The organism is Nonomuraea insulae (assembly GCF_042656245.1).
In genome coordinates this window covers 580024-600499 of record NZ_JBHSPA010000045.1, presented here as the reverse complement: position 1 = coordinate 600499, position 20476 = coordinate 580024, and the positions used below count along the sequence as shown (strand labels likewise).

Sequence of the window (20476 nt, the reverse complement as noted above, 5' to 3'; positions counted from 1 at the left end):
GCCCTTTCAGATCATGATGCGGTGGATGGCGGGGAAGCAGACGAGCACCAGGAAGCCGAAGATGGACACGCCGATGGCGATCGGCATCTCGCTGGTACGGCTGTTGGCCCGGGCGCGGGCGTCGGCCAGCGCGGCCGTCCGCATCGACTGGGCCTTGGCCAGAAGCGTGGACAGAACGCGGGTCCCTTCGGACCCGGCGTCCTCGGCAATGTCGGCCAGCTCGGTCAGCTGAGAGATGCCGACGCGCTCGCCGAGTGATCCGAGTCCGTGCCAGGGCTGTTCGCCGGCGCGCTTGGCGTGCTGGAGCACTTGGGCGATCTGGCCGAAGACCCACCCCTGGCAGATATCCACAGGCGCCTGCAGGGCCTGTGGAGGACCGGCGCCTGCGGCACGCTCCAGTGCCACCATGTCCAGGTAGGTCGCCAGGGCGGCCTGGAACTCCTGGCGGCGCTCGTGCGCCTGACGCCGGGCACTGATGTCAGGGATCAGGACGAAGAGCAGGGCGAGCACGACACCGACGCCCGCGGGGACGGCCCAGGGCAGGGGCAAGCCGCTGAGCGTGCACAGCAGGTTGAGCGGGACCGGGAGGAACAGGCCCGCCAGGAGGAAGACGATCCGTTGCAGGGTGAAGCGTTCCACGCTGATGCCGAGCAATGCGAGGTCGCCGCGCGGAATCGGCAGGCGGACGAGCCGGCTTCTGAGCCAGTCCGCTCGTCGAGGCGCAGGAGCGCCTTCGAGCCTGGCGAGCGCCGCGTTGAGCCGCGGCGGGCCGGGCATCAGCTCGTGGGCCACGATCACCAGGCCAAGGGTGACCAACGCTCCCGAAATGCCGGCGAGAAGGTTCATGGCTTCTTCCCCTCGGGGTTCAGGAACCGGTGGCCTGGGGCGGCGTTGCCGAGCCGGTGGAGCCAGAGCAGCGTCACCCCGTAGAACAGCGCCACGACCGCCAGCACGACCTGCCCGAGCGGGGTGCCGAAGGGGGCGACGTAGTTCTTCTGGAAGACGGCCAGAGCGCTGAAGACCCCCAGGATGCCGATGATCCAGCGCACCGTGGTGCGGTGCTCGGCGCGCGCCGCCTCCACCTCCCGCCGATCCGCCACATCCTTCGCGACCAGCTCGGCGAGCTGCTGCAGCACGGAGCTCGCACCGCGACCGCGACGGCGCGCGACCAGAATGAGCGCAGCGGCGATCCGGTCACCGATCGGGTCGTCCACTTCGTCGGCGAACAATCGGAGCGCCTCCTCGGTCGGCATCCGCGTGACGCGAAGCCGCCGGGCCAGCGCGGCCACCGGAGCGGCGATCGCCGGCGCGACATTGCGGGCGGCGCTGTGCTCCAACGCCTGCTCCAGGGCGCGGCCGGCGACCAGCAGATCGGCCAGTCGGCGGGTCCATTGCGCCAGGGCTTCCAGCTTGCGGATGCGTTCCTTGGCCGAGCGGCCGGTCACCGCTTTGGGCAGTGCGAATACGCCAACGCCGACGGCCACGGCCGCCACCGGCCAGCTCGTCATGGCGAAGACGACGGCTGCCGCGAGTATGGCCACGATGCCCATCCGGTAATGGGCAGCGAGCACCGTCAGAACCCCGCTCCACCGGGAGGGTGGGCGTACGGGCTGATCTGAGGTTGGTGTGCGCAGCGCGGCGATGATCCAGACCACGCCGCCCAAGATCATGGCAACGCTGAGCGCAGCGAGCAGGGCGTTGATGTTCACCGGGGCTCCCAGCGGGCGGATATGGGATCCAGCAGAGCGGGATCGAAGCCCGCCGCCTTCAGGCGCGGCAGGCATTGCGGAGTGATGTCGGGTACGGCCCGGCCGCCAGGACCTGCGGGCCGGTAGAGGTGGTTGCGGCTGGGCAGTTCGCTGTCGGCCGGCGGCAGAACCTCCAGGACCTCGGAGACGAAGCGGGTGTTGGTCGACGGGTCCAGGCGCAGGTGGACGACCAGGTCGATGGTCTGGCCGGTGTTGAGGTGGATGACGGCGGGCGGGGTCTGTGAGCCGACGCCCCTGGTCCACAACATGACGATCCGGTTGAAGATCTCCTCGGTGCCGTCGGCGTGGATCGTGCACATGGAGCCGGGATGTCCGGTGTTCATCGCCTCGAACATCGGCACGATCTCATCCGCTCGCACTTCACCGACGATGATCCGCTTGATGTTCTTGCGCAGCGAGTGCGGGATCAGGTCGTCCAGTCCGATGCCGCCCGCGCCTTCGGAGTTGGCCTGCCGGGCCTGGAAGGCGATCACGTTCTGGTGGCGGTGCGTGAGCTTGTCGAGGAACAGCTCGTAGTCGGACTCCAGCGTGGCCAGGCGTTCGGCGGGATGGATCTCTGAAGCGAGCGCGCGCAGGAGGGTGGTCTTGCCGGCCGCGGTGCCGCCCGTGATGACGATGTTGAGTCGGGCCAGCACAGCAGCGCGCAGGAAGCGGTAAAGGCTGCGATTGATCGTGCCGAGCTTGAGCAGGTCGTCCAGGGTGACGTCGACCAGCCGGTGACAGCGGATACTGGCGCACGGCCGCGGCGTGACGGACATCGTGGCGCTGAGCCGTACGCCCACGCCCTCGTCCCCGTCAGCTGGCCTCAGTGCGGCGTTGAGCAGCGGGTTCGCCGCCGAGAACTCCCGCGGGTTGTAGCTCTTGTGCAGCGCCCACATCTGGATCATCTTGATCAGGTCATCGTCGCTGCTGGCGATGGCCGGCCCACGATGGCACGAGCCGTCGTTGTAGGTGATCCACACCTGGTCGCAGCCGTTGAGGTCGATGCTCTCCACGCGACGATCTCTGATGTACGGAGTGAGCACGCCCAGCTCGAACCGTTCGTCGACCACCGCCTCGACCAACCGCCGCTGCGCGGTGAAGCTGACCACCTTGCCGGCGGCCACCTGCTCCTGCACCCACCGCTGTACCTGCGTCTGGACGACCTGGAGAGCCGCCTTCCGGTCTTCGGTGTCCTTGAGGTCGTCAGCGATCGAGGTCGTGATCGCCAGCACGGCCTCGCGGAATGCGCGCTCTTCCCCGAAGGGTACGGCTGGATCGCTCGTCTTCCGGGGCGGCCACGAGTCGCTCATCCACCCACCGCCGCCGTCGCGGCCAGACGCCGCCTCATAGCGGCACCCAAGGCAGAAGCACCACGCACCAATGGCGACCGATGGAAGGACTTCCTCGCCGGCATGCCATCGGAGAACACCGCGGCGGACCTGGCGTCATCGGGAATCCACCCCAGCACCGGCAGGTCGTACAGCGCGCCGCTGACCTCCTTGAGAGAGTACGGACCGTTGCCCACCACGCAGAGCTCAACCGGGACATCCCTACCAACGTGACGGCCCAGCGCATCGAGACGTGGACGGGCCTGGGCGACATGGCGGAGGGTGGGCTGCAACAGCATCACCGCCAGGTCCGAGGCGGCGATTAGGTTCATCGGAGTATCAGCACCCCCGATCTGGCCCACGTCGACCACCACGTCCGCCTTGTCCTGCGCCGCCTTCAGGAACGCGGCGATGGTGTCCCAGGCACCATCAAGTTGAATCAGGTGGCGGGGATCACGCAGGCCCGGCAACAGCAGCCACCTGCGGACCTCTTGATCCAATGCGACGACGTACCGCCACAGAACCGCCGGATCCGGATCATGAACGGCGCCCAGCGCCAGCTCCAGCAGGCCCGACTCATGCCCTTCCATGCACCCGGCAAGTAGCCCCTGCAGGACATTGCCGCCCTTCGGATCGCACTCGGCCAGCAGCGCCCGCCCCTGCCACGTATAGGTCACCGCCAGAGCCGTCGTCGTCACACCGGGCGAACCGCCCGCGCTCATCAACGTGTACATCGCCATTCACGGTCTCCTCGGCATGAGCGCCAAGGCGACCTGCCCATCCGCGGCCAACGGACCAAGCCGGGGAGCGTCGCTCCTGTTCACCAAGACATCGACCACCATCAGACCGTCGTTGTCCGGACCTTTCGTGTGATCCACCACGGCCTCAATCCCGACCGGCTCCTTGACGCTGGGTACGGCGGGGTTCTCCGGCCGCAACATGACGAAAAGCCGATCACCTGGCCGGAGCCCGCGCGCAGGCAGACGGCTCGGCTTGACCGCGATGGGGACGAGCTGCTGCTCCGCCGACGGCGTGACCTGATCGGTGAGCATCCTGCGCTGGAGCAACGTGCCGCTCATCAAGTCAGCCGCCGCCCTCATGCCCATGACCTTCGGCAAGTCCTGACCGCTCAGCATGGCGACGGTCTGGTCGCCGCCGACCATGGCCGTGGACACGTTCGCCTCAGTGATGGGTTGCCCGAGCACGACATCACGGGTGACGACGAGAACCTCATCACGATTGCTCAGGCGATTCACCGTCTGAAAGGCCACGACCATGCCGCCGACAATCGTCAGCACGCCCAGAACGAGTGAACTGCGGCGGCGTTGCCGTGGCTGCGGCAACACCCTGGGAGCCTGCACCGCAGGCGCGTCATCACCGCGACTCTGACCTAGCTCTGTCCTGGGACCCGTCACGAGTTCCCCCCAACCAGCGCCGGAGCCTCGCCGATCCGCAGCGGGAAGGCCATCGAGGTGGTGATCGGAGCGAGCGCGCCACCGGCACTACCCGATCCGGTCCAATGAGCTGACCAGGTCACCGACACCTTCACGTGGTACCGCGAATCCGGCAGTCCCGCGCTGGACTGGGTGAACACATGCGTGCACTCGTCGTTCTGGTCGTCAGGGCTTTTCGCCTTGTCGTACGGCACGCCAGGGCCCGAACAGGTCAGCGTCGTCTGGCCTTCCCCAGGTCGGATGGTCAGCTTGGTCGGCGTCGCGGTGACCTCGGCCCAGACGGGGCCGGCGGTGGCCTTCTTGCTGATCGCACGCCACTGGCCCGGCTCGGCCCAGAAGAATTGCCGCAACCCTACGTATCCGTCCTTGTTTCGAGGCGGGGCAGTAGAGATCTTCGGCTCTGGGGGAGTGAGCTGGCGCAGGGCCCGCTCCATCAACATCTCCGGCGTTATGGCTGGCTCGCCTGGATCAGCTGGGCTGACGGCATTGAAGACGTTCTCCTTCCCGTCGGGCCCGTCATCGCACTGGACGTAACGGATCTGGTTCTCTCCCGGGATGCTGTGGCAGTTGGTCAACGCTCCGCCTCCGCCTTGAGCGCTTCGAGCAGTGGGGCCACCTGCTTCGGTGCTTCTGTGAACGCCATAGGTGATCCAGTTGCCACCCATACGTGTTGCGCCGTTGTCGTCCTTCGCAGGTGCACCGGCCAGGATGAGGAGGAGAGGACTCAGGGCGACGACGGCTTGCATGTCGCCTCCTTCATGCTCAACGCCGTCAGCCGCCAACCTCCGTCGGAGGACCGTTCCAAGGTGGCCTCGACGATCGCGCTGGTCTTGGAGTCCGCGGTCTCTGGAATCAGCTGATGCGTACGCCGATCTGCCATGGCCGCCCGGGACATGTCAAGGCAGTCGGTGATCTCAGCGTGCCGGCCACCCACTCGGACTTCCTTGATCCGTGGAGCGGCTTGACCGTATGGTTCACGCCCCTGCCTGACCAGGTCTCGGACACCCTCAACTAGATGATCGAGGTACCCGCCCTGCGCGTACGGCTGCAATAGCGTACGAGCCTTGTCAGGAGACGACCTTCCGGCTTCGGCCAGGGCCGGCCAGTACGCGGAGTATGACTCGACGACAAGGTCATGTGGTCGAGCACGCGTTTCAGGAGTCGCTGTCGTGCTGGAGGCAGCGATCGGGGACCGCGGAAGGTCGGTGGCGCTCGGCGTTTGGCAGGCGGCCACCGCCATGGGCACGAGCAGAAGCGCTCCAGTGCGACCACGAATCACCGCGAACTCCTACGAATTGACTCTGCGCATCTATTTGAGCGCGAAGAGTAGCGTAGGGTTTGGTCAAGCCTTCATCAAGGCCAAGAGCAGCACAAACTCTGAGTGGTGATGGTTCTGCGGGCCCCGCCCAGGTGGGAAGGCGGAGCGTTGGCAGGCCCGCAGCGAACTGTGGGCCTGCCGTGTGCATGACCGCTGAGTTCTTACTCTGGCTGAGGGCCGACCGCGACTGGCTGCTCGGTCGCGGTGTTTGCTACGACGCGGTTGCCGCTCCTTCGCATACACGGTCATCCCGTCGTGTATGGCATCAAGGCAGCAAGTATGGAACCGGCAGTTCTTCCTCTGCTGACGTCAGCTTACGGCAGTCGGGACAGGCTCCGAATGCCGCCGAGACGAACGGAAGAACGTACTCATTGAGTCTGCGTACCTTGATCCCGCAGAGACCGGTGTCCTCCTTGGGCCAAACCGCATGTCGGATGAGGATGTCATCAGGGCCTGTGACGCCGAGCCGGAGTTCGCCCATGCCCACGGGCGCGACGAAGCACCCCTCATCCACCACGGCAGGGGTCAGGTCGTTCCGGTTCACCGACCAGCGCCGTACTCCGCCGAACGCCTCGTCCAACTCCACCAGAGCGACCAGCCCGGTCCGCATCAGGCACAGGACCCTCCCGCAGCGGCCGATCAGTCCAGGGCCGCCTTCGCGCGTTACGCCCGCGCTGTGCTCCAATTGGAAGATCACGACCCGGCTGCCGTACTCGACACGCCCGCCCCCGGTCATGGGCTCCCCACTTGTACTGCCTGCGTACCCGACGGTCGAGTGGCGAGAGGATCGACGACACCGTTCATCACGCCTCCACCGCGCTCACGGGCATGCCCAGCGCGGCGACGGGCGGTGCAACGTCCATCGTGAACACTTCGGCCCACACGGCCATCCCGCCGAGAGCGTCCTCCCGCACACCCCAGCGAGCCGACAACGCCGCGACTATGCTCAGTCCCCGGCCTGAGCAGGTCGCAGGACTGGATTTCCGCATCTTCGGGGCCTGTGTCGCACCCTGATCGATCACCGCGACAGCGGCAATGGCGTCACCTATTTGACCGATCTCTATCGTGACCAGGCCGCCGGACAGGCCGGAGACGGTGTACGACACAGCATTCGTAACGAGTTCGCTGATGACGGTGACCACATCGTCCACGTTCTGATGCCCGGCTTGTCTCAGTACACGGGCGACGCAGTGGCGGGCCACCGAGACCGATTGCGGGATGCCTGGAAGCACCAACTCGGCAAGGAATCCTTCGTGCACCGTGCCACACTCCGATCCGCGCTTGGTCATTTGCGCGTCGTGGTCCTGTTCCCGGCCAGGAAGAGGGCGTTCTGTGAGCTTCCGTCCGGTCTGATCTTGGGCAGCGGCTTGTACGTGCCGCGACCGGAGTGGGGCAGCATGAACAGGCCAGATTCGGGTTCGATGGGGCAGCAGCACACCGGAGGGGCCGCGGCTGCCGGGCGTCTGTGGATGGGATGCGGCCCCTCGCATCGCGGTCCTTGGTTTCCGCGATTGTCCCCAAGGCGAGGGACCGCCCCTGGCAACGACCAAGCGAACGGGGGGTCGCCGTGATCGTCACCGCGTGGGTGACCGACCGAGTTCTTGAAGAACCGGTCGGCCGCCAGGTCTGGAGAGTGTGTTGAGCTTGACCGCGTTATCACTCAGCGTTTGCCAGTGAAATCATCGGCGCTGCTACCCCACAAGCAGCCGGTCGGACGGCGCGGAAGGTCCCTGTGAGCCGCTCGGGTTAGGGCTTAGGTCGAGGTGGCACCACGGCGACACGACGCTCATTTGCGGACGGCCGGTGGCTTCCCAGCGCTCGCCAGACGGTCGATCCACGATCGCCAGTCCCTCGCCTGCTCGGTGTGCGGGCTCGGAGCCTGTACCAGGATGCACGCGCAGCCGAATAATGCCGAGTTCCTGACGTTTGGTCAGTATGGGTGGATATATCACCGTCGCCTCCTGCTTCTCGATCACCGGCCGTGCCCCTTATGCGAAGAATGTTGAGCACCCGGTACACGCCCGTTCGTCTTTTCGTGTGTGCTCGACGCCGCATTGAGGCCGCCTGAAGAAACCATCTCAGAAATCCCCTGCTCGTAGGGGTAATAAGAAAGCACTTCCCAGGCACGATCCAGGTGTGCTACTACACATGCCATGTGTATTTCTTGTGCGCCATCAGGAAGGAAGGCTTTCCGCCGTGCCAAATGCTGATCCAGAACTTGCCCTCAAAGCTCCAAAGGCAGAATTTGGCATTCATCTCCGCAAATACCGCAAAGTCGCTAGAAAGCGGCAAAGGGACCTTGCTGCGATGCTCGGCTGGTCGGTATCGAAGATCAGCATGGTGGAACGGGGAGAACGCCCGGCCGACGAAGCCTTCGCCCGCGCCGCCGATGGCGCACTGGACGCGGCTGGCGAACTGTTCGCGCGCTGGCGCGAAACCATCGAACATTCCACGCGCTGGCCGGTCTGGCTTGCCCGGCTGGCGGAGATCGAGCAGCAGGCAGACACACTGCGTCTGTGGCAGCCTCTGATCGTGCCTGGCATGCTGCAGACTCCGGAGTACGCGCGAGCCATCTTCTGCGGCAAGCCCGCCACCATCCCCGAGGAGGTCGAGCAGAATGTTGCGGCACGCATGGAGCGCCAGCGCGTTCTGTATCGGGACAACGGGCCTACGGTATGGGTGATACTGGACGAAGTGGTTCTTGGTCGGCCGATCGGTAGCGAGACGGTGATGGCTGAGCAGATGGCGTACCTTGCCGCAATGGACGAGCATCCTCGCATCAACGTCCGCGTACTGCCGCACAGCTCTTGGTTGACCACTGGCCTGCAAGGAGCGTTCGTTCTCGCTAGCGGGCCGGGGATGCCGGATATGGCCTACTTGGAGTCGATCACGCTCAGCCAGGTCACTGCCGACGCGGAGCGGATCCGAGAAATCAAGTCAAGGTACGAAATGTTGCACAACGAGGCCCTGCCTCGACGGGCCTCACTCCAGTTGATTGGGGAGATGTCAGAGAAGTGGACGAACTGACCGCAAAGCTGCTCGAAACCGCCATATGGCGCAAGGCCACCCGCTCCGGCGAGGCCGGCGACTGCATCGAAGTGGCTCCCTTAAGCGACGGTCGCGTGGGTCTGCGCGACTCCGAGAATCCCGAACAGCTTCCGTACGTTTTCTCCCCATCCGTCTGGGCGGCCTTCGTCGACGGGACGAAAAAGGGTGAGTTCGACTTCTGATAACCTTCTACCAGCGATAGCAAGAACGGGCTTCGGCATGCCGAGGCCCTGCCTTGTATTTGGACGCCCCGGTCGGAGCGAGCAGGTCACTCTGCACGGCCAAGGCTACCGCCGACGTCGAGGTCACTGAGCACCTCAACAACGAAGAGCAGGTACCCCTCCTCCTCAGTCGCGGCAACGACCGGACGAACGCGACCCTCGAGCAGACAGGCACCGACTTGCTCACTGGGGTGCCAGTTCGCACCCGATCGTCGGTGCCAGTTCGTCGCGACCGGCTGCGAATGTCAGTGACGGTCGCCGACTCAGCGCGGGAGGCAGGCAGGGTGGCGGCTGCTTCGCCGCTCACACCGAGCCCCACGATCAGGACCGGTGTCCACGCTTCGGGGTGAGCCCCGCCGCTCTTCTGTCAAGTTCAAGAGGCCAAAGACGGTCGGCGTCTTCTCCCAGATCGCTGGTCTGTTGGGCCGGTTCGCTGAAGCGGGTACATAGCCATGCGACCCAGGGCCAGCGTGGCGTACCTCCTGCCGAGGCCGCGCCGTAGTAGCCGCCGTCAGGGCTGGAAGGGAGTTCCATCAGACCTTCCCCGGGGCCGCCGAGGTGCTGCTGTGGCTGAGCAGCGCCCGCAGCCAGTCTTCGGCGTGATCCACAGCCGCGGTCAGAGCGTGCTCGTAGGCCTCAGGCAGACGCCCGGCTCCGAGGCCTGCAGCGGTGATCACGGCGCCGAGGTTCTGCTGCTGCTGGTCAGTCATGTGGGGGCGCATCCCCTGGTGGCCGAGGACGTCGCGGGCGGCGTAGGCGTCGGTGGAAGGCACCTCGACAAGCGCTACGCCCAGACGGGAGGCAGATGACGCAGATTGGCGGGCGGTCAGGTCGAGCGCGGTCAGACCGAGCCGGGCCCGGAAAGCCGCCGTCATCGGTTCATGTTGGGTGACCAGAGACAGTGCCTTCTGCACGACATGGTCCAGTTCCTCCGGTGGGGTGATGGTGTCGGGAGGGCGGCAGGCGATGCGCAACAGCGCCGCGACGGTGCGCTCCCACGGCTCCGCAGGGACGGCGGCGTCGATCATGGCGGCGGCCTCGCCGGGGAGTCCCTGTTCCATCAGCGCCATGATCTTGATTTGGCGTCCGTCGAGCAGCCGGTCGCCGATGCCGCGGTGGGCGGCCATGGCGTCGGCGGCCTCGCTCCAGCGGCCTTGCTGGGCAAGGGCTCGGGCCCCGTCGATGAGCAGAGCGATCCACAGCTCCATGCAGAGCGCGCGGTGGCCGTCGCGGCTGTGGATCAGCGGCGTCAGGTCAACGTCGTGGCCGTGGATGACGGTGGCGCTGCGCTGCTGGGCGGCGCGGTAGAGCTGGTCGAGCACCTCGTAGGCGGCTTTGCCGTCGCCTTCGCGGATCAGCAACCGGGAGATGTTGATCAGCGGCATCAACGACATGACCGCGCTCTCCTGGTCGAGCCTGCCGCCCTCGGCGAAGATCTTGTGCTGTCTCCAGCACAGATCTGCGGCCAGGTCGGGCAGTCCGGCGTCGGAGGCGATGAGCGCGGAGATGTTGAGGACCCCGCAGGCGCGGGCCACCAGGTCGTGGTGGTCGGCGCCTGCGGGTTCGATGCTCAGCGCGGTGAGATCGGCGATGCGCGCGGCCAGGGGCTTGCCGGGCGGTTTGGTACGGCAGACCAGCGGGATGCGGGCGGCGATCGCAGGGTTCATCACGACGCTGCTTCCCCTCTACGGCCAGTCGACGACGAGCCGGCTCGCGGGCTTGTCGATGATGAAGCGCGGGTCGGCCGCCTTGAGCTGGTCACGGCTGTCGCCGGTGGCCATGCGGAAGCCGGGGGCGGGAGCGTGGTTGCCGTAGTCGCGCTCCCATTCCTCGATCGCGGTGGCGACCTGCTCTGCGAGGACGGCGGCGCGCGGGCCGTGGCCGATGACGCCGATCGCCCAGAAGCGCCCCTCGGTGTCTTCTCCTTCGCGGATGGTCAGGTAGGCCAGGGTGTCGCCGTCGAGCGCGGCCATCGAACCCCACGCGAAGTGCGGGGTGAACCCGGCCCGCCGGCCGGGCATCCGGGACAGCCCGTTCGGCAGGACGCAGGCCAGCCACAGATACAGCCACTGCCACGGGTCGCCTTGCCGGAACTTCACCCCGGTATAGACCGGGCGGGCGGGGGTGTCCAGGATCGCCGGCATCGCCTCGCGGTCGACGAGCTGCTCGCTGAAGGTCTCCAGGTGGACGTCGCCTTGCCCGGCTATCTGGACGCGCGTGTAGAGGTCGTCGCAGATGCCCTTGCGCAGCGGCACGAAGGTCGCCATCTCACACGACACGCTCTTCCAGGTGTCGCCGTCGCGTTCGAAGGCGAAGCTCCGGGAGATGCTGCCGCGGATGCGCATGGGGATGACCAGGCGGCCGTCGGGGGCGAGCTGGTCAAGCACCTGCGTGGGGATGTCGCCGGCGCCCACGGTGAACTGGATGCGGTCGAAGGGGGCGTGCTCCGGCAGCCCGGCCGCGCCGTCGCCGAGCACGGCGCTCACGTTGCCGGCCCCGGCGGCTTGCAGGTGGGTGCGGGCGGTGTCGACGAGGTCGGTGTCGACGTCGATCGTCCACACCCGGCCGGCCGGGGCGACCAGGTGGCCGAGGAGTGCGGCGTTGTAGCCGGTGGCCGCCCCGGCCTCCAGGACGTTGTGGCCGGGGCAGGCGCCTACCTGCTCCAGTTGGGTGGCGACGATGGACGGCGCGGAGATGCAGGAGATCATCTCGCCGCCGGCGTCGTGCTTGATCGGCACGGCGTCGTCGACATAGGCGGCCTCGACGTCGGTATCGGGATGAACATGTGGCGCTCGACCGCGCGGAACGCCTCAATGACCTGCGGGGTGCGCAGGTGGCCGGAGTCGATGTACTTGGCCACCATTGCTTCGCGCAGCTTGGTGGGGTCGACGGTGGTGCTGATGGCGGTCTCCATCCTGGTGAAGGCGGGGGTTACTGGTGCCGCCCGGCTGATAGAGGCGGCCTCCGGTTCGGTATCTCCGAAGGCGGCTTGCCAGCCCAGCCAGGCTGCCGCGGCTTGCTCGGCCACGGGCGTGTTGTTCCGGTTGAACGCGAAGATCGCGTGGTGGGCGAGGACGGCGCGCAGACCGCGCTTCAGCTGCCCCTCCTTGGCGAAGCGGGCAAGGCGGCGGCCGGCGTCCTCGAACGCGGTCACGCGCTCGACCCAGCCCGGTTCGGGGCAGGGCCGCTGGGCCGCGTCGACGTTCATGAGGCGCCGCATCGTGGTGATCGCCGCCGCCCGGCGGGTCTCGGCGGGCGGCTCGATCGGCGGACGGAGGTCACCGATCTTCGCCCACACGTCGCCGACCTCGAACGGGTCAAGCCCAGCTGCCCGGTACATCGAGGACAGCAGCAGGATGCACCGTTCTCTGCTGTCGGGGCTGCCGGTCTCGGCCAACGCGGCGGGGCTGTCGGCGCAGAACACCGCGTGGGCGATGGCCATGCCCCACGGGCCGCCGAACGCGTCGGTCTCAGCCTCGTAGATGCCGCCGACCCACCCGGCCGCTACCTCGTCGGCGACGAGCTGGTCGAGCAGGACGTCCACGGGACGGTCCGTGCGCAGCCGCAGCCCTGCGTCTTTGCGCAGGAAGTGGAAGCGCCGTCCGGTCAGCGCGGCCGACAGCCTGGCCGCCGCCTCGGGGCTCACCCCGGCATCGCCGGGGAAACGGATCGTGGCCTGCCACCACTCCGGCTCGGCCGGTGGAGCGAGATTGTCCTCGTAGCTGTCCATGTCGTCGTTGTTTCTCCTGCTCGATACGGGCTCAGGTCGTGCGGCGAGGGGGGCAGTGGATCAGCAGGGCGCAGGTCCAGCCGGTGGCGTTGGAGCCGTCCAACGCCAGTTGCGCCCCGGCACGCCCTTCCAGAAACCCCGGCTTGGACAGCTCGTTGATTCCCGCGGCCAGGCGCCGGCGGGCGTGCTGGATGCTCGTGGTGAACCGGTCGGGGGTGGCGCTGTCAGCAGCGAGGGCGGTGGTGACAGTCAGGAGTCCGGCCCAGCCATGGCAGAGGGAGGCATCGCTCACCCGGTCGAGACGGTCGGAGTCGGCAAGGGCCGCCAGGGCGATTTCCTCTGCCCTCTGCCCACGGGCAGGGTCGCAGTGCGCGAGCGCGGCCAGCTGCAGAGTTCGGGCGATCCCCAGGTCCCCGTAGCACCAGGACGGCCGCAAGGCCGGCACCTGCGAGGGCTCGTCGGCGGTGAGATGGTCGAGAGTGATCCAGTAGGAGCTGCCGAACTGCTCCAGCCAAGTCGCGAACGTTGTGACGGCGCTGCTCTGGCCGTCGACGCGGATGCCGAGGCGGGCGGCCAGAGACAGCAGCGCCAGCGGTCCGGCGATGCCGTGCGCGATGCCGTTGTTGCCGTGGCCGCCGGGAATATCCACCTCGTGCGTGGGGCTGTCCGGCGACCACCACCCGGGCAGCATCCGCCCCTCGGCCTCGACCGGGCACGCCAACGACACCAAGTGGCTCAGGACATCTTCGAGCAGCGGTGATGGGTCGGGGCGGGCCAGGAGGAGCGCCCCCAGCCCGGTCAGTCCGCGGATGAGGTCGAATTCCGCAAGCGTCGGCAAGCGCCGGGCCAGCCGTCGCCGGCGGGCGGCGGCCAGACGGGCGGCCACGACCCGGTCGACGCCTGCCTGCACCTCGCGGTCGACGCGCCCGGCACGGCCGAGAACGAACTCCAGAGCTGGGGCTCCGTGATACAAGCTGGCGTTGAACCCGGTACTGACCCCACCGGCGACCGCCTCCTGCAGCAGAGGGCGCGCGGCGGCCAGCTCCGCGCGCTCAATGTGCAGCAGCGCAGCCCCGAGCGCGCCCTCGGCCAATGCCTGCGTCGCGAGCGCGCTCATGGCCTCGACTCCAGGGAGACGACGATGCTGTGCGCCCGCCCGCCGATCCACCCATCGGCATCCGGCGGCGGCGCCTCGAACAACACCGCGACCGGCGTCCCGCCCAGGTGCGCGCGCAGCAGGTCCACATCCATCTCCCGCGTCAGGTCCAACGGCAGATGCTGATCATCGACGGCCAGCAGCACCCGCTCAGGCACCCCGGCACGGCCACGCCAAGCGTGCAGGCGCTGGGCCCACACCTCCAGGTGCGCCGTCCGGCCGGGCAGCGTCCGGGCGCGCAGCTGCCAGCGGGCGGCGACCAGAATGGTGCGCCGGTAGTGCAGGGCCGGCGTGAACGGCAACGTCCACGCGGCACCCCAGTCGAACCACGTCACCTGCGCTGTGGCCGCGCGGCTGATCTCAGCCAGAAACCGGACCAGCGGCGGCGTGTAGTTGTTCCACAAGAAGTTGATCGCCGTGGGCGCCAGCAGCTCAAGACGTTCCCCGGTCGCGGCCACCGCTAGATACAGGTGACCGTCACGCGCGCCGACGACCAGATCACGCGGATACAGCACGTCCTCTTGTCCGCCGTCTCGGTACTCGCCGACACTGACCAGCTTCGGCACGACGTGTGGTGCCCGCGTGAGCAGGTCGGCCTCGGCCCGGCTGGGATGGAACGACAACTGCGCCGGCACCGCGCCGGGCGCGACGGTGGGCAGAGCGGCATACCCGGAGGCCAAGTCCGGCAGCAGATGCCAGAACCGTCCGGACATGGAGCCGGCCGCTCGGGAGACGGTATGGACCCGCAGCCGGAAGTCGCCCGCGTCGAGCGCGGCGATCGAGCGGGCCTGAACCTGGGCGCACACCTCGAAGTGGGGCGCGGGCGCGAGGTTGGTGAACGGCTCGGCCGCAGCGGCTTCCAGGTCCTCGACCATCGCCTCCGACAAGATCACCGCCCGGTTGCCGTCGACGGCGGCCGTTCCGGCGAGGTCCAGCAGCAGCCGGTCTCGGCGCGACATCGGTCTCGGCGGCTCCGACAGCAGGCCGAACCCGTCCGGCAGCCCCAATCCGCTCCAGGGATCAGTGAGCTGACCCACCGCGACCTCGGTCCCCTCGCCGAAGCGGTCGACGAACCGTTCGGCGTAGCGCCGCCAGGCCGGCGTACCGGCGGGATGGGTCGCGAGCCGAGCCAAGACGGTTGCCGCAGTCTCCATCTCGACCGCGACCGTTTCGGGCAGCCGCACCTCGGCGTCCAACCGCACATCCACTGCCATGCGGTGGCAGGCGGCAAGGAGTGCGGGCGGCACAACGGCGGCCGGGTCGGTGACGGTGGCGGCGGCACGCAACCGGGAACGCAGCAGCCGCGTACGCAGCAGCTCAGCGACCAGCTCGGCCCGGCGGCCGGGTTCGACCTGCGGGAACTCGGCGGCGAGCTTCCCCAGCAGGGCCGCATGCGAAATCGGAGAGCTGGCCGCCTCCAGCACCAGCTCCACCGCCGTCGTCGATGCCAGGGAGAACTCGTCCGCGCCCTCGGCCGGAACATGGACACGGCCGCCGCGCACGCGGGCGAGGTTGTTCACGCACACCTCAACGTCGGCCATCCGTTCCCTGCCGGTCTCCCAGGCGGTGATGGCCGAGTCGAGGGCTGCTGGATCGGGCCGGTCGACGGCCTCGTGCGCATCCCCGACGCGCACAAGCGACCTGCCGCCGAACTCGACCCGGGCGACACCGGCGAACAGGCCGAACGGGGTGGAGCGGTACGCGTAACGCAGGGCGTATCGGGCAACGGCGAGCGCGGCGCGTCGGGCCCGGCGGGGGTTGTCCACCTGCCCGTCGAGCACTGCCCGGACCTGGCGGGCCAGATCCGGGCTGGCATTGCCGACCGCCTGCCGGAAGGGCCCGTCGGCCCACACCGGGGACAGCCACGACCGCCATTGCTCGATCGAGCAGCCAGGTTTCGGCCAATCCGGGAGCGCAGGAGGAGCCAGATGCACCGTGGCGCGCAGCATCCCGGCGCCGGTGCGCCGATACCGTCTGATCCGCGTCCGCGTCATCATGTTCACTCCATTCCTGTTCACCATCCGGGAAGCGCGGAAGGCCGGGTCCTGCCGAGAGAAACCCGGGCCGATGGGGTTATGACGTGGTGCAGGCGCTCGGACACGAGCTCCCGCACGTGTCACCGGTGCCACACCTCAGCGACGTGTTGGCCGCCGGAGTGTTCTCCACGAGCTTGATGTCAAGGTTGAACGGGACGAACGCTGCTTCCGCCCCGGCGACCTCGTTCACCTGTTCGGCGCCCTGCTCGATGGTTGAAGTGCTCATTGGCTTCTGCTCCTGTCCTGCGTTGGTGTTCCTGAAGGGAAGGGGTTCAACGTCGGCGGCTCTGAGAGCGCGATCAACGGCCTGAGAGCCGGCCGGTGTCTTCGACTGGAAATACAGGCGGCATGCCGGGCGCATCGACGGCCGAGGCGGGCCTGGCCACGAGGGGTGGAAGGGAACCGCTCTGCCAGTCCGGTGGTGCAACGCGACTCATGAGCTGCCACAACTCATCTGGCGTGGCCGCCCGGAGGATGATGCCGTGATCGCATTCGCCCATGTAGATGGCCACAAAACGGCGCCAGTAGAGCGAGTACATCAACAGGAACAGCCCACAGGCGCGTTGCTGGAGGTCCATGACGTGCCTCTCGGCTACCGCGTCCACGGCGGTATCGGCCAAGACCTCCTCCCCCCGACGCGTGGGCCGCTGATGGCGCCGTCCGAGGTTCTCCCGGGTAGGGCCGCCATCTGTGACTGGGGTGCGGCGGCGAGCAGACGATGAGCCGCCGCACGCCCGCCACACGGCGGACGCCACCCAGACAAGGCGCTGAGCACCTGGCCAGCGGGCTGCCACCGAGATCGTCATGGACGACCCCACGCATCAGAAGACACTCCCACCACGGCAAGAGAGCCCGGCACGAATCCAGAGGGCAGCACACAGCCAGCCACGGGGTCCCCGAGAACGCGATACATCAGGCGAGATCCCCGGAAACCGCGGCGCCCATGCAACATGCGCCAGTTGTCCAGCAGGTAACCCTGTCCTGGCTGCAGCGGCAATACCCGCACATGCCTACTGATCACGGCGCGCAGCACCGGAACGGCCTCGACAACGGGGCTGGTGAAATGCTCCAGGCCGTCAAGACGGAGCCGGACCGTCATCCGACCGTCCACCGTCGGCTCGAACACCGACCCCCAATAGCCCGGATCGCCGAACCGGACCGTGCCGGGCCGTTTCAATGCCTGCAAAAGGTCAGACGAGCGGGCGGCCAGGTCCGCATAGACGGCGGCCCCGTCCACCACAGAGGACTCGCCCCCGCAATCCGCCGGCTGGACGCACACCAGCATCACCAGCCTGGGCGGCTGGGCCAGCGCCGAAGAATCCGTGTGCGGCTCCAATTCTCCGGCCCCGAATCCGGCGTAGCCGAGACGATCAGCGACGGAGCCCCGGTCGGCGATCATCGTCACACCGTCCGCCGCGGCGTCCCGGTGCTCCCTCGCAGTCAGCAGCCGCGAGGCGAGTCCAACCACCGACTGCCGGTCGTGCACCCCGTCGAATGTGACCAGACCGTCGCGCGACAACATCGCGGCGGCACGCTCCAGCCCATCGCTGCTCGCCAGGCTCACGTAGTGGCTGGCGTAAACCTCGTGCTCTACCGTCATCACCTCCGATATCTGCCGGGCGGGGAGTCTCGGCTTCAGCGTCCGGTAGACCCTGCGGATTGGACAAGTGACAGATTGTCAACACCCGGAACCCCGGTCAGCGGTGGTCGACCGTGTTAGGTTCCAGGCACAGCCATCAACGGAGAGAGGCCGCTGCTGATGAATTACCGCCCCCACACCTTTCCTGTGTCGGTGAAGGGCGTGATCGTCCGTGATGGCCAGGTGCTGCTGCTGCGCAATGAACGCGACGAATGGGAACTGCCCGGCGGCAAACTGGAACTCGGCGAAGACCCGCCGGCCCGCCTGGAGCGCGAGATCAGCGAGGAAACCGGCTGGGACGCGCAGATCGGGCCGATCTTGGACTCCTGGCAGTACCACATCCGCGACGGCGTGGACGTGCTGATCGTGACCTACGGCGCCACGGTGACCACCGACAAGCCGCCGGTGCTCAGCCACGAGCACAAACAGGTCGGCCTGTTCGCTGAACAGGAAGTGGAGAACCTGCGGATGCCGCAAGGCTACAAGCGGTCCATCGCCGACTGGTTCTCCAGGCTGCGTGATCCAGTGAGGTAGCTCATGCTGTGTGCCGCGTGCGTGACCACCGTCGACGACGGATGGAACACCTCCCGCCTGTGCCCGGCCTGTCACGTCATCAGCGGCGCCCCGCTGCCCAGCCTCGCCTCCACCGGGTCACCGCTCTGGCTGTGGACATCGCCGTCCGCGAGTCCAGCGCTGGCCTCAGGCAACCTGGCAGTGATCATCAAGGCGTACCGACACACCGCGCAGGTCACTCAGTCCGCCCTGGCCTCGGCGCTCGGCTACGACACGACCTACATCTCGATGATCGAGAATGAGCGGCGCGTCATCACCGACGTGCCCACCCTTCGACGGGTGGCACACCATCTGGGACTGCCCCCACACGTGCTCGGCGTCACCGACCCTGCGGACGCCGACTTCATCTCCATGATCAAGTTCGGCGAATCCACCATCCGCCTGGCCTCCGTGGCTCGCGAGTCAGGACACAGCGCCGAGGCCATCAACGAACTATGGCCCCTGGTCTGGCGACTCGAAGCACGGCTCGCCCAAGGGCGCGCCGACCGCGCCGCCGCGCAACTCCTCGGGCAAGCCCGCGCCATGCTCGGCGTCGCCCTCGGTGACGTTCTTCCCGAGGAAAGCCTCGCAGCCGCTGCGCGCTGGACCGGCCGCGCACTCCTCATCGCCCATCGCCTCGACGACGTCGCCCTGCTTGCCCGCGCTCTACGCGTCCACGGCAACGAACTACGCAAGATCGGAAAGAAGCCGGCAGCCGCAGCCCGACTGCAGCGAGCAGCCGACATCGCTCCGGCATCCGAACGCGGCGCAGTCCTCATCCCCCTGGCTCGTACCCTCGCCGAACTCGGCAACGTCGAGCACTTCGACAACGCGATCATCGACCTGCGACGCTTCGTGGACTCCCACCACGGCACGCCACTGGTCAATCCCTTCGTCCTACGAGAAGTCCACCTCCGGGGCTTGCTCGCCACAGGTCGTCTCCATGAGGCGACACGTCTCGCAGAAGCGGACACACCGGATGCGGCCGGTGTCGCACCGCAATGGCAGACGATCGAACGCGTCACGGTCGCCGAAGTCTTCCGCGCCACGGGCGACAAGGCCGCAGCCTCCCAAGCACTTCTACAGTCGATCGCGACCGCGGAAAGCACACGCCTACCCCATCAGATCCAACGCGCCATACGAGCCGCAAGAGGAGCCCTGCCAGAAATCGAGGAGGCCGGCGCAGCAGCTCTCCAACGCCTCTACCTCACATTGCCGGCCGCCTGACCGCATCGGCTTCACTGGCCGATGGAGGCGGTTCAGAACTAGGCGCGGATGCCGGGCAGAGCGTCGAGCAGGACGGGAATGCCTGGGTGGTCGGCATTGGCGGCAGGTAGACGAAGCGTAGTTCGACGGTCCAGTGTGGTAGCCGAAGCGGCAGCAGGCGAACCTGCCCGCCGACGGGATATCGCCGGGCTGTGCGGGCACCCCGGCCGCGGCGCGCACGCTTTGGGTGTCGAGGACCACCAGGCTCGGGTCGTCTAATCGTCCCGCCTTCTGCCGGACCTGAAACCGCGCTGCCCTTTCCTCACGCCGTCCAGGCCATCCAGGCCAAGCGCCGCCGTACCGACCGCAGGACCGGCAAGACCACCATCGTCACGATCTACGCGATCACCAGCCTGCCACCGGGCCGGATCACCCACGCCCAGCTCGCCGCACTGATCTGCGGCCACTGGAGCAAAGAGGCCCTTGCACCACATCCGCGACGTCACCTACCGGGAAGACGCCTGCCGAGCCCCGACCGGAGCAACTCCCCGCGTCCTGGCTAAGGGCCCGCCGATCAATAAATCATCGGTTCCAGCGACGTATCTCCAGGTCAGGCGGCTGCGAACCAGCAAGTTATTCTTCGGCAGGCCCTTAGCCTGCGCAACCTGGCCATCGGTCTGGCACGCCTGCTCGGCTGGACCAACATCGCCTCCGCCACCGACCACTACCGCAGCCACCCAGCCGATGGTCTTCAGCTAATCGGACTCACGACCTGAGAACGCTTCAGCCCTGATCTCCCCCGTGAGAGGTCTCAACCGGCGCCGTTTCGGCTCCTCAATCTCGGCCAGCAAGACGGCAATGGCCTCGTCTCGTTCGACTAACGCGGCCAGCACCTCTCGTAACTCGGCTGCTGGAAGCCAGGACACCCCACCAAACTTTGGCGGACACCCTCTCGAATCACTGTCACGTGAGAGTCACGCCGCGTCTGCGACGAACGAGACGAAAGCCAGCGCTCTTTGCTCAGGCAGAGACCGACA

Annotated in this window: 20 protein-coding genes; 4 read left to right on the top strand and 16 right to left on the bottom strand. The window is 67.5% G+C overall.

What is annotated here, in order from left to right:
• Nucleotides 1-6 precede the first annotated feature (6 nt).
• From ACFPZ3_RS37160 to ACFPZ3_RS37125, 8 genes are all read right to left on the bottom strand, one after another.
• The gene (locus ACFPZ3_RS37160; protein WP_379519002.1) at nucleotides 7-846 is read right to left on the bottom strand and encodes a hypothetical protein; all 840 of its coding nucleotides are present in this window, start codon (nucleotides 844-846) and stop codon (nucleotides 7-9) included.
• Nucleotides 843-1709, bottom strand: coding sequence for a type II secretion system F family protein (locus tag ACFPZ3_RS37155; protein ID WP_379519001.1), 867 nt, complete (start codon nucleotides 1707-1709; stop codon nucleotides 843-845). Before ACFPZ3_RS37155 ends, ACFPZ3_RS37160 begins: the two co-directional genes overlap by 4 nt.
• Nucleotides 1706-3061, bottom strand: a complete 1356-nt coding sequence (locus tag ACFPZ3_RS37150; RefSeq protein WP_379519000.1) for a CpaF family protein — start codon at nucleotides 3059-3061, stop codon at nucleotides 1706-1708. The genes ACFPZ3_RS37155 and ACFPZ3_RS37150 overlap by 4 nt, the downstream gene beginning before the upstream one ends.
• Entirely contained in the window at nucleotides 3058-3819 is a 762-nt protein-coding gene (locus tag ACFPZ3_RS37145) for a hypothetical protein (RefSeq protein ID WP_379518999.1), read from the bottom strand. The genes ACFPZ3_RS37150 and ACFPZ3_RS37145 overlap by 4 nt, the downstream gene beginning before the upstream one ends.
• Complete coding sequence (locus ACFPZ3_RS37140) at nucleotides 3820-4377, bottom strand: SAF domain-containing protein (RefSeq protein WP_379518998.1); 558 nt, start codon at nucleotides 4375-4377, stop codon at nucleotides 3820-3822.
• Between the two features lie 113 nt (nucleotides 4378-4490).
• Nucleotides 4491-5279: a hypothetical protein gene (locus ACFPZ3_RS37135; RefSeq protein ID WP_379518997.1), complete on the bottom strand. Its 789-nt coding sequence runs from the start codon at nucleotides 5277-5279 to the stop codon at nucleotides 4491-4493.
• 837 nt (nucleotides 5280-6116) lie between these two features.
• A complete protein-coding gene (locus ACFPZ3_RS37130) occupies nucleotides 6117-6587 on the bottom strand; it encodes a hypothetical protein (RefSeq protein WP_379518996.1) in 471 nt (156 codons plus the stop codon).
• A 67-nt stretch (nucleotides 6588-6654) separates the two neighbouring features.
• The gene (locus ACFPZ3_RS37125; RefSeq protein ID WP_379518995.1) at nucleotides 6655-7140 is read right to left on the bottom strand and encodes an ATP-binding protein; all 486 of its coding nucleotides are present in this window, start codon (nucleotides 7138-7140) and stop codon (nucleotides 6655-6657) included.
• A gap of 877 nt (nucleotides 7141-8017) precedes the next feature.
• Here ACFPZ3_RS37125 and ACFPZ3_RS37120 point away from each other — a divergent pair.
• Together ACFPZ3_RS37120 and ACFPZ3_RS37115 are read left to right on the top strand one after the other, a co-directional pair.
• Nucleotides 8018-8878 (top strand): helix-turn-helix domain-containing protein, encoded by an 861-nt coding sequence (locus tag ACFPZ3_RS37120; protein WP_379518994.1) that lies wholly within the window; start codon nucleotides 8018-8020, stop codon nucleotides 8876-8878.
• On the top strand, nucleotides 8866-9081 hold the full coding sequence (locus ACFPZ3_RS37115) for a DUF397 domain-containing protein (RefSeq protein ID WP_379518993.1): 216 nt from the start codon (nucleotides 8866-8868) through the stop codon (nucleotides 9079-9081). Before ACFPZ3_RS37120 ends, ACFPZ3_RS37115 begins: the two co-directional genes overlap by 13 nt.
• 572 nt (nucleotides 9082-9653) lie before the next feature.
• Here ACFPZ3_RS37115 and ACFPZ3_RS37110 read toward each other — a convergent pair.
• The 8 genes from ACFPZ3_RS37110 to ACFPZ3_RS37075 all read right to left on the bottom strand — a co-directional run bounded on the left by ACFPZ3_RS37110 (nucleotide 9654) and on the right by ACFPZ3_RS37075 (nucleotide 17642).
• Complete coding sequence (locus tag ACFPZ3_RS37110; protein WP_379518992.1) at nucleotides 9654-10787, bottom strand: hypothetical protein; 1134 nt, start codon at nucleotides 10785-10787, stop codon at nucleotides 9654-9656.
• A gap of 18 nt (nucleotides 10788-10805) precedes the next feature.
• A complete protein-coding gene (gene fxlM, locus ACFPZ3_RS37105) occupies nucleotides 10806-11858 on the bottom strand; it encodes a methyltransferase, FxLD system (protein WP_379518991.1) in 1053 nt (350 codons plus the stop codon).
• Complete coding sequence (locus ACFPZ3_RS37100; RefSeq protein ID WP_379518990.1) at nucleotides 11825-12850, bottom strand: thiopeptide-type bacteriocin biosynthesis protein; 1026 nt, start codon at nucleotides 12848-12850, stop codon at nucleotides 11825-11827. The genes fxlM and ACFPZ3_RS37100 overlap by 34 nt, the downstream gene beginning before the upstream one ends.
• A 31-nt stretch (nucleotides 12851-12881) precedes the next feature.
• On the bottom strand, nucleotides 12882-13967 hold the full coding sequence (locus ACFPZ3_RS37095) for a lanthionine synthetase LanC family protein (RefSeq protein ID WP_379518989.1): 1086 nt from the start codon (nucleotides 13965-13967) through the stop codon (nucleotides 12882-12884).
• Complete coding sequence (locus ACFPZ3_RS37090; RefSeq protein WP_379518988.1) at nucleotides 13964-16003, bottom strand: lantibiotic dehydratase family protein; 2040 nt, start codon at nucleotides 16001-16003, stop codon at nucleotides 13964-13966. The genes ACFPZ3_RS37095 and ACFPZ3_RS37090 overlap by 4 nt, the downstream gene beginning before the upstream one ends.
• Nucleotides 16004-16079: 76 nt before the next feature.
• Nucleotides 16080-16268, bottom strand: a complete 189-nt coding sequence (locus tag ACFPZ3_RS37085) for an FxLD family lanthipeptide (protein ID WP_379517579.1) — start codon at nucleotides 16266-16268, stop codon at nucleotides 16080-16082.
• A gap of 73 nt (nucleotides 16269-16341) precedes the next feature.
• Nucleotides 16342-16662, bottom strand: a complete 321-nt coding sequence (locus tag ACFPZ3_RS37080; protein WP_379518987.1) for a hypothetical protein — start codon at nucleotides 16660-16662, stop codon at nucleotides 16342-16344.
• Between the two features lie 182 nt (nucleotides 16663-16844).
• A complete protein-coding gene (locus ACFPZ3_RS37075; protein ID WP_379518986.1) occupies nucleotides 16845-17642 on the bottom strand; it encodes a TauD/TfdA family dioxygenase in 798 nt (265 codons plus the stop codon).
• 192 nt (nucleotides 17643-17834) lie between these two features.
• On the opposite strand from ACFPZ3_RS37075, the gene ACFPZ3_RS37070 reads away from it, so the two are divergent.
• Together ACFPZ3_RS37070 and ACFPZ3_RS37065 are read left to right on the top strand one after the other, a co-directional pair.
• Nucleotides 17835-18215: an NUDIX hydrolase gene (locus tag ACFPZ3_RS37070; protein WP_379517582.1), complete on the top strand. Its 381-nt coding sequence runs from the start codon at nucleotides 17835-17837 to the stop codon at nucleotides 18213-18215.
• A 21-nt stretch (nucleotides 18216-18236) separates the two neighbouring features.
• A complete protein-coding gene (locus ACFPZ3_RS37065; RefSeq protein ID WP_379518985.1) occupies nucleotides 18237-19460 on the top strand; it encodes a helix-turn-helix domain-containing protein in 1224 nt (407 codons plus the stop codon).
• The last annotated feature ends 1016 nt before the right edge of the window (nucleotides 19461-20476 follow it).

What these genes read in the sequence shown, in the direction of transcription:
- ACFPZ3_RS37150 (WP_379519000.1), bottom strand. Translation starts at nt 3,061, where the DNA reads ATGAGCGACTCGTGGCCGCCCCGGAAGACGAGCGATCCAGCCGTACCC.
- ACFPZ3_RS37090 (WP_379518988.1), bottom strand. Translation starts at nt 16,003, where the DNA reads ATGATGACGCGGACGCGGATCAGACGGTATCGGCGCACCGGCGCCGGG.
- ACFPZ3_RS37135 (WP_379518997.1), bottom strand. Translation starts at nt 5,279, where the DNA reads ATGCAAGCCGTCGTCGCCCTGAGTCCTCTCCTCCTCATCCTGGCCGGT.
- ACFPZ3_RS37085 (WP_379517579.1), bottom strand. Translation starts at nt 16,268, where the DNA reads ATGAGCACTTCAACCATCGAGCAGGGCGCCGAACAGGTGAACGAGGTC.
- ACFPZ3_RS37095 (WP_379518989.1), bottom strand. Translation starts at nt 13,967, where the DNA reads ATGAGCGCGCTCGCGACGCAGGCATTGGCCGAGGGCGCGCTCGGGGCT.
- ACFPZ3_RS37110 (WP_379518992.1), bottom strand. Translation starts at nt 10,787, where the DNA reads ATGAACCCTGCGATCGCCGCCCGCATCCCGCTGGTCTGCCGTACCAAA.
- ACFPZ3_RS37160 (WP_379519002.1), bottom strand. Translation starts at nt 846, where the DNA reads ATGAACCTTCTCGCCGGCATTTCGGGAGCGTTGGTCACCCTTGGCCTG.
- ACFPZ3_RS37125 (WP_379518995.1), bottom strand. Translation starts at nt 7,140, where the DNA reads ATGACCAAGCGCGGATCGGAGTGTGGCACGGTGCACGAAGGATTCCTT.
- ACFPZ3_RS37130 (WP_379518996.1), bottom strand. Translation starts at nt 6,587, where the DNA reads ATGACCGGGGGCGGGCGTGTCGAGTACGGCAGCCGGGTCGTGATCTTC.
- ACFPZ3_RS37145 (WP_379518999.1), bottom strand. Translation starts at nt 3,819, where the DNA reads ATGGCGATGTACACGTTGATGAGCGCGGGCGGTTCGCCCGGTGTGACG.
- ACFPZ3_RS37075 (WP_379518986.1), bottom strand. Translation starts at nt 17,642, where the DNA reads ATGACGGTAGAGCACGAGGTTTACGCCAGCCACTACGTGAGCCTGGCG.
- ACFPZ3_RS37100 (WP_379518990.1), bottom strand. Translation starts at nt 12,850, where the DNA reads ATGGACAGCTACGAGGACAATCTCGCTCCACCGGCCGAGCCGGAGTGG.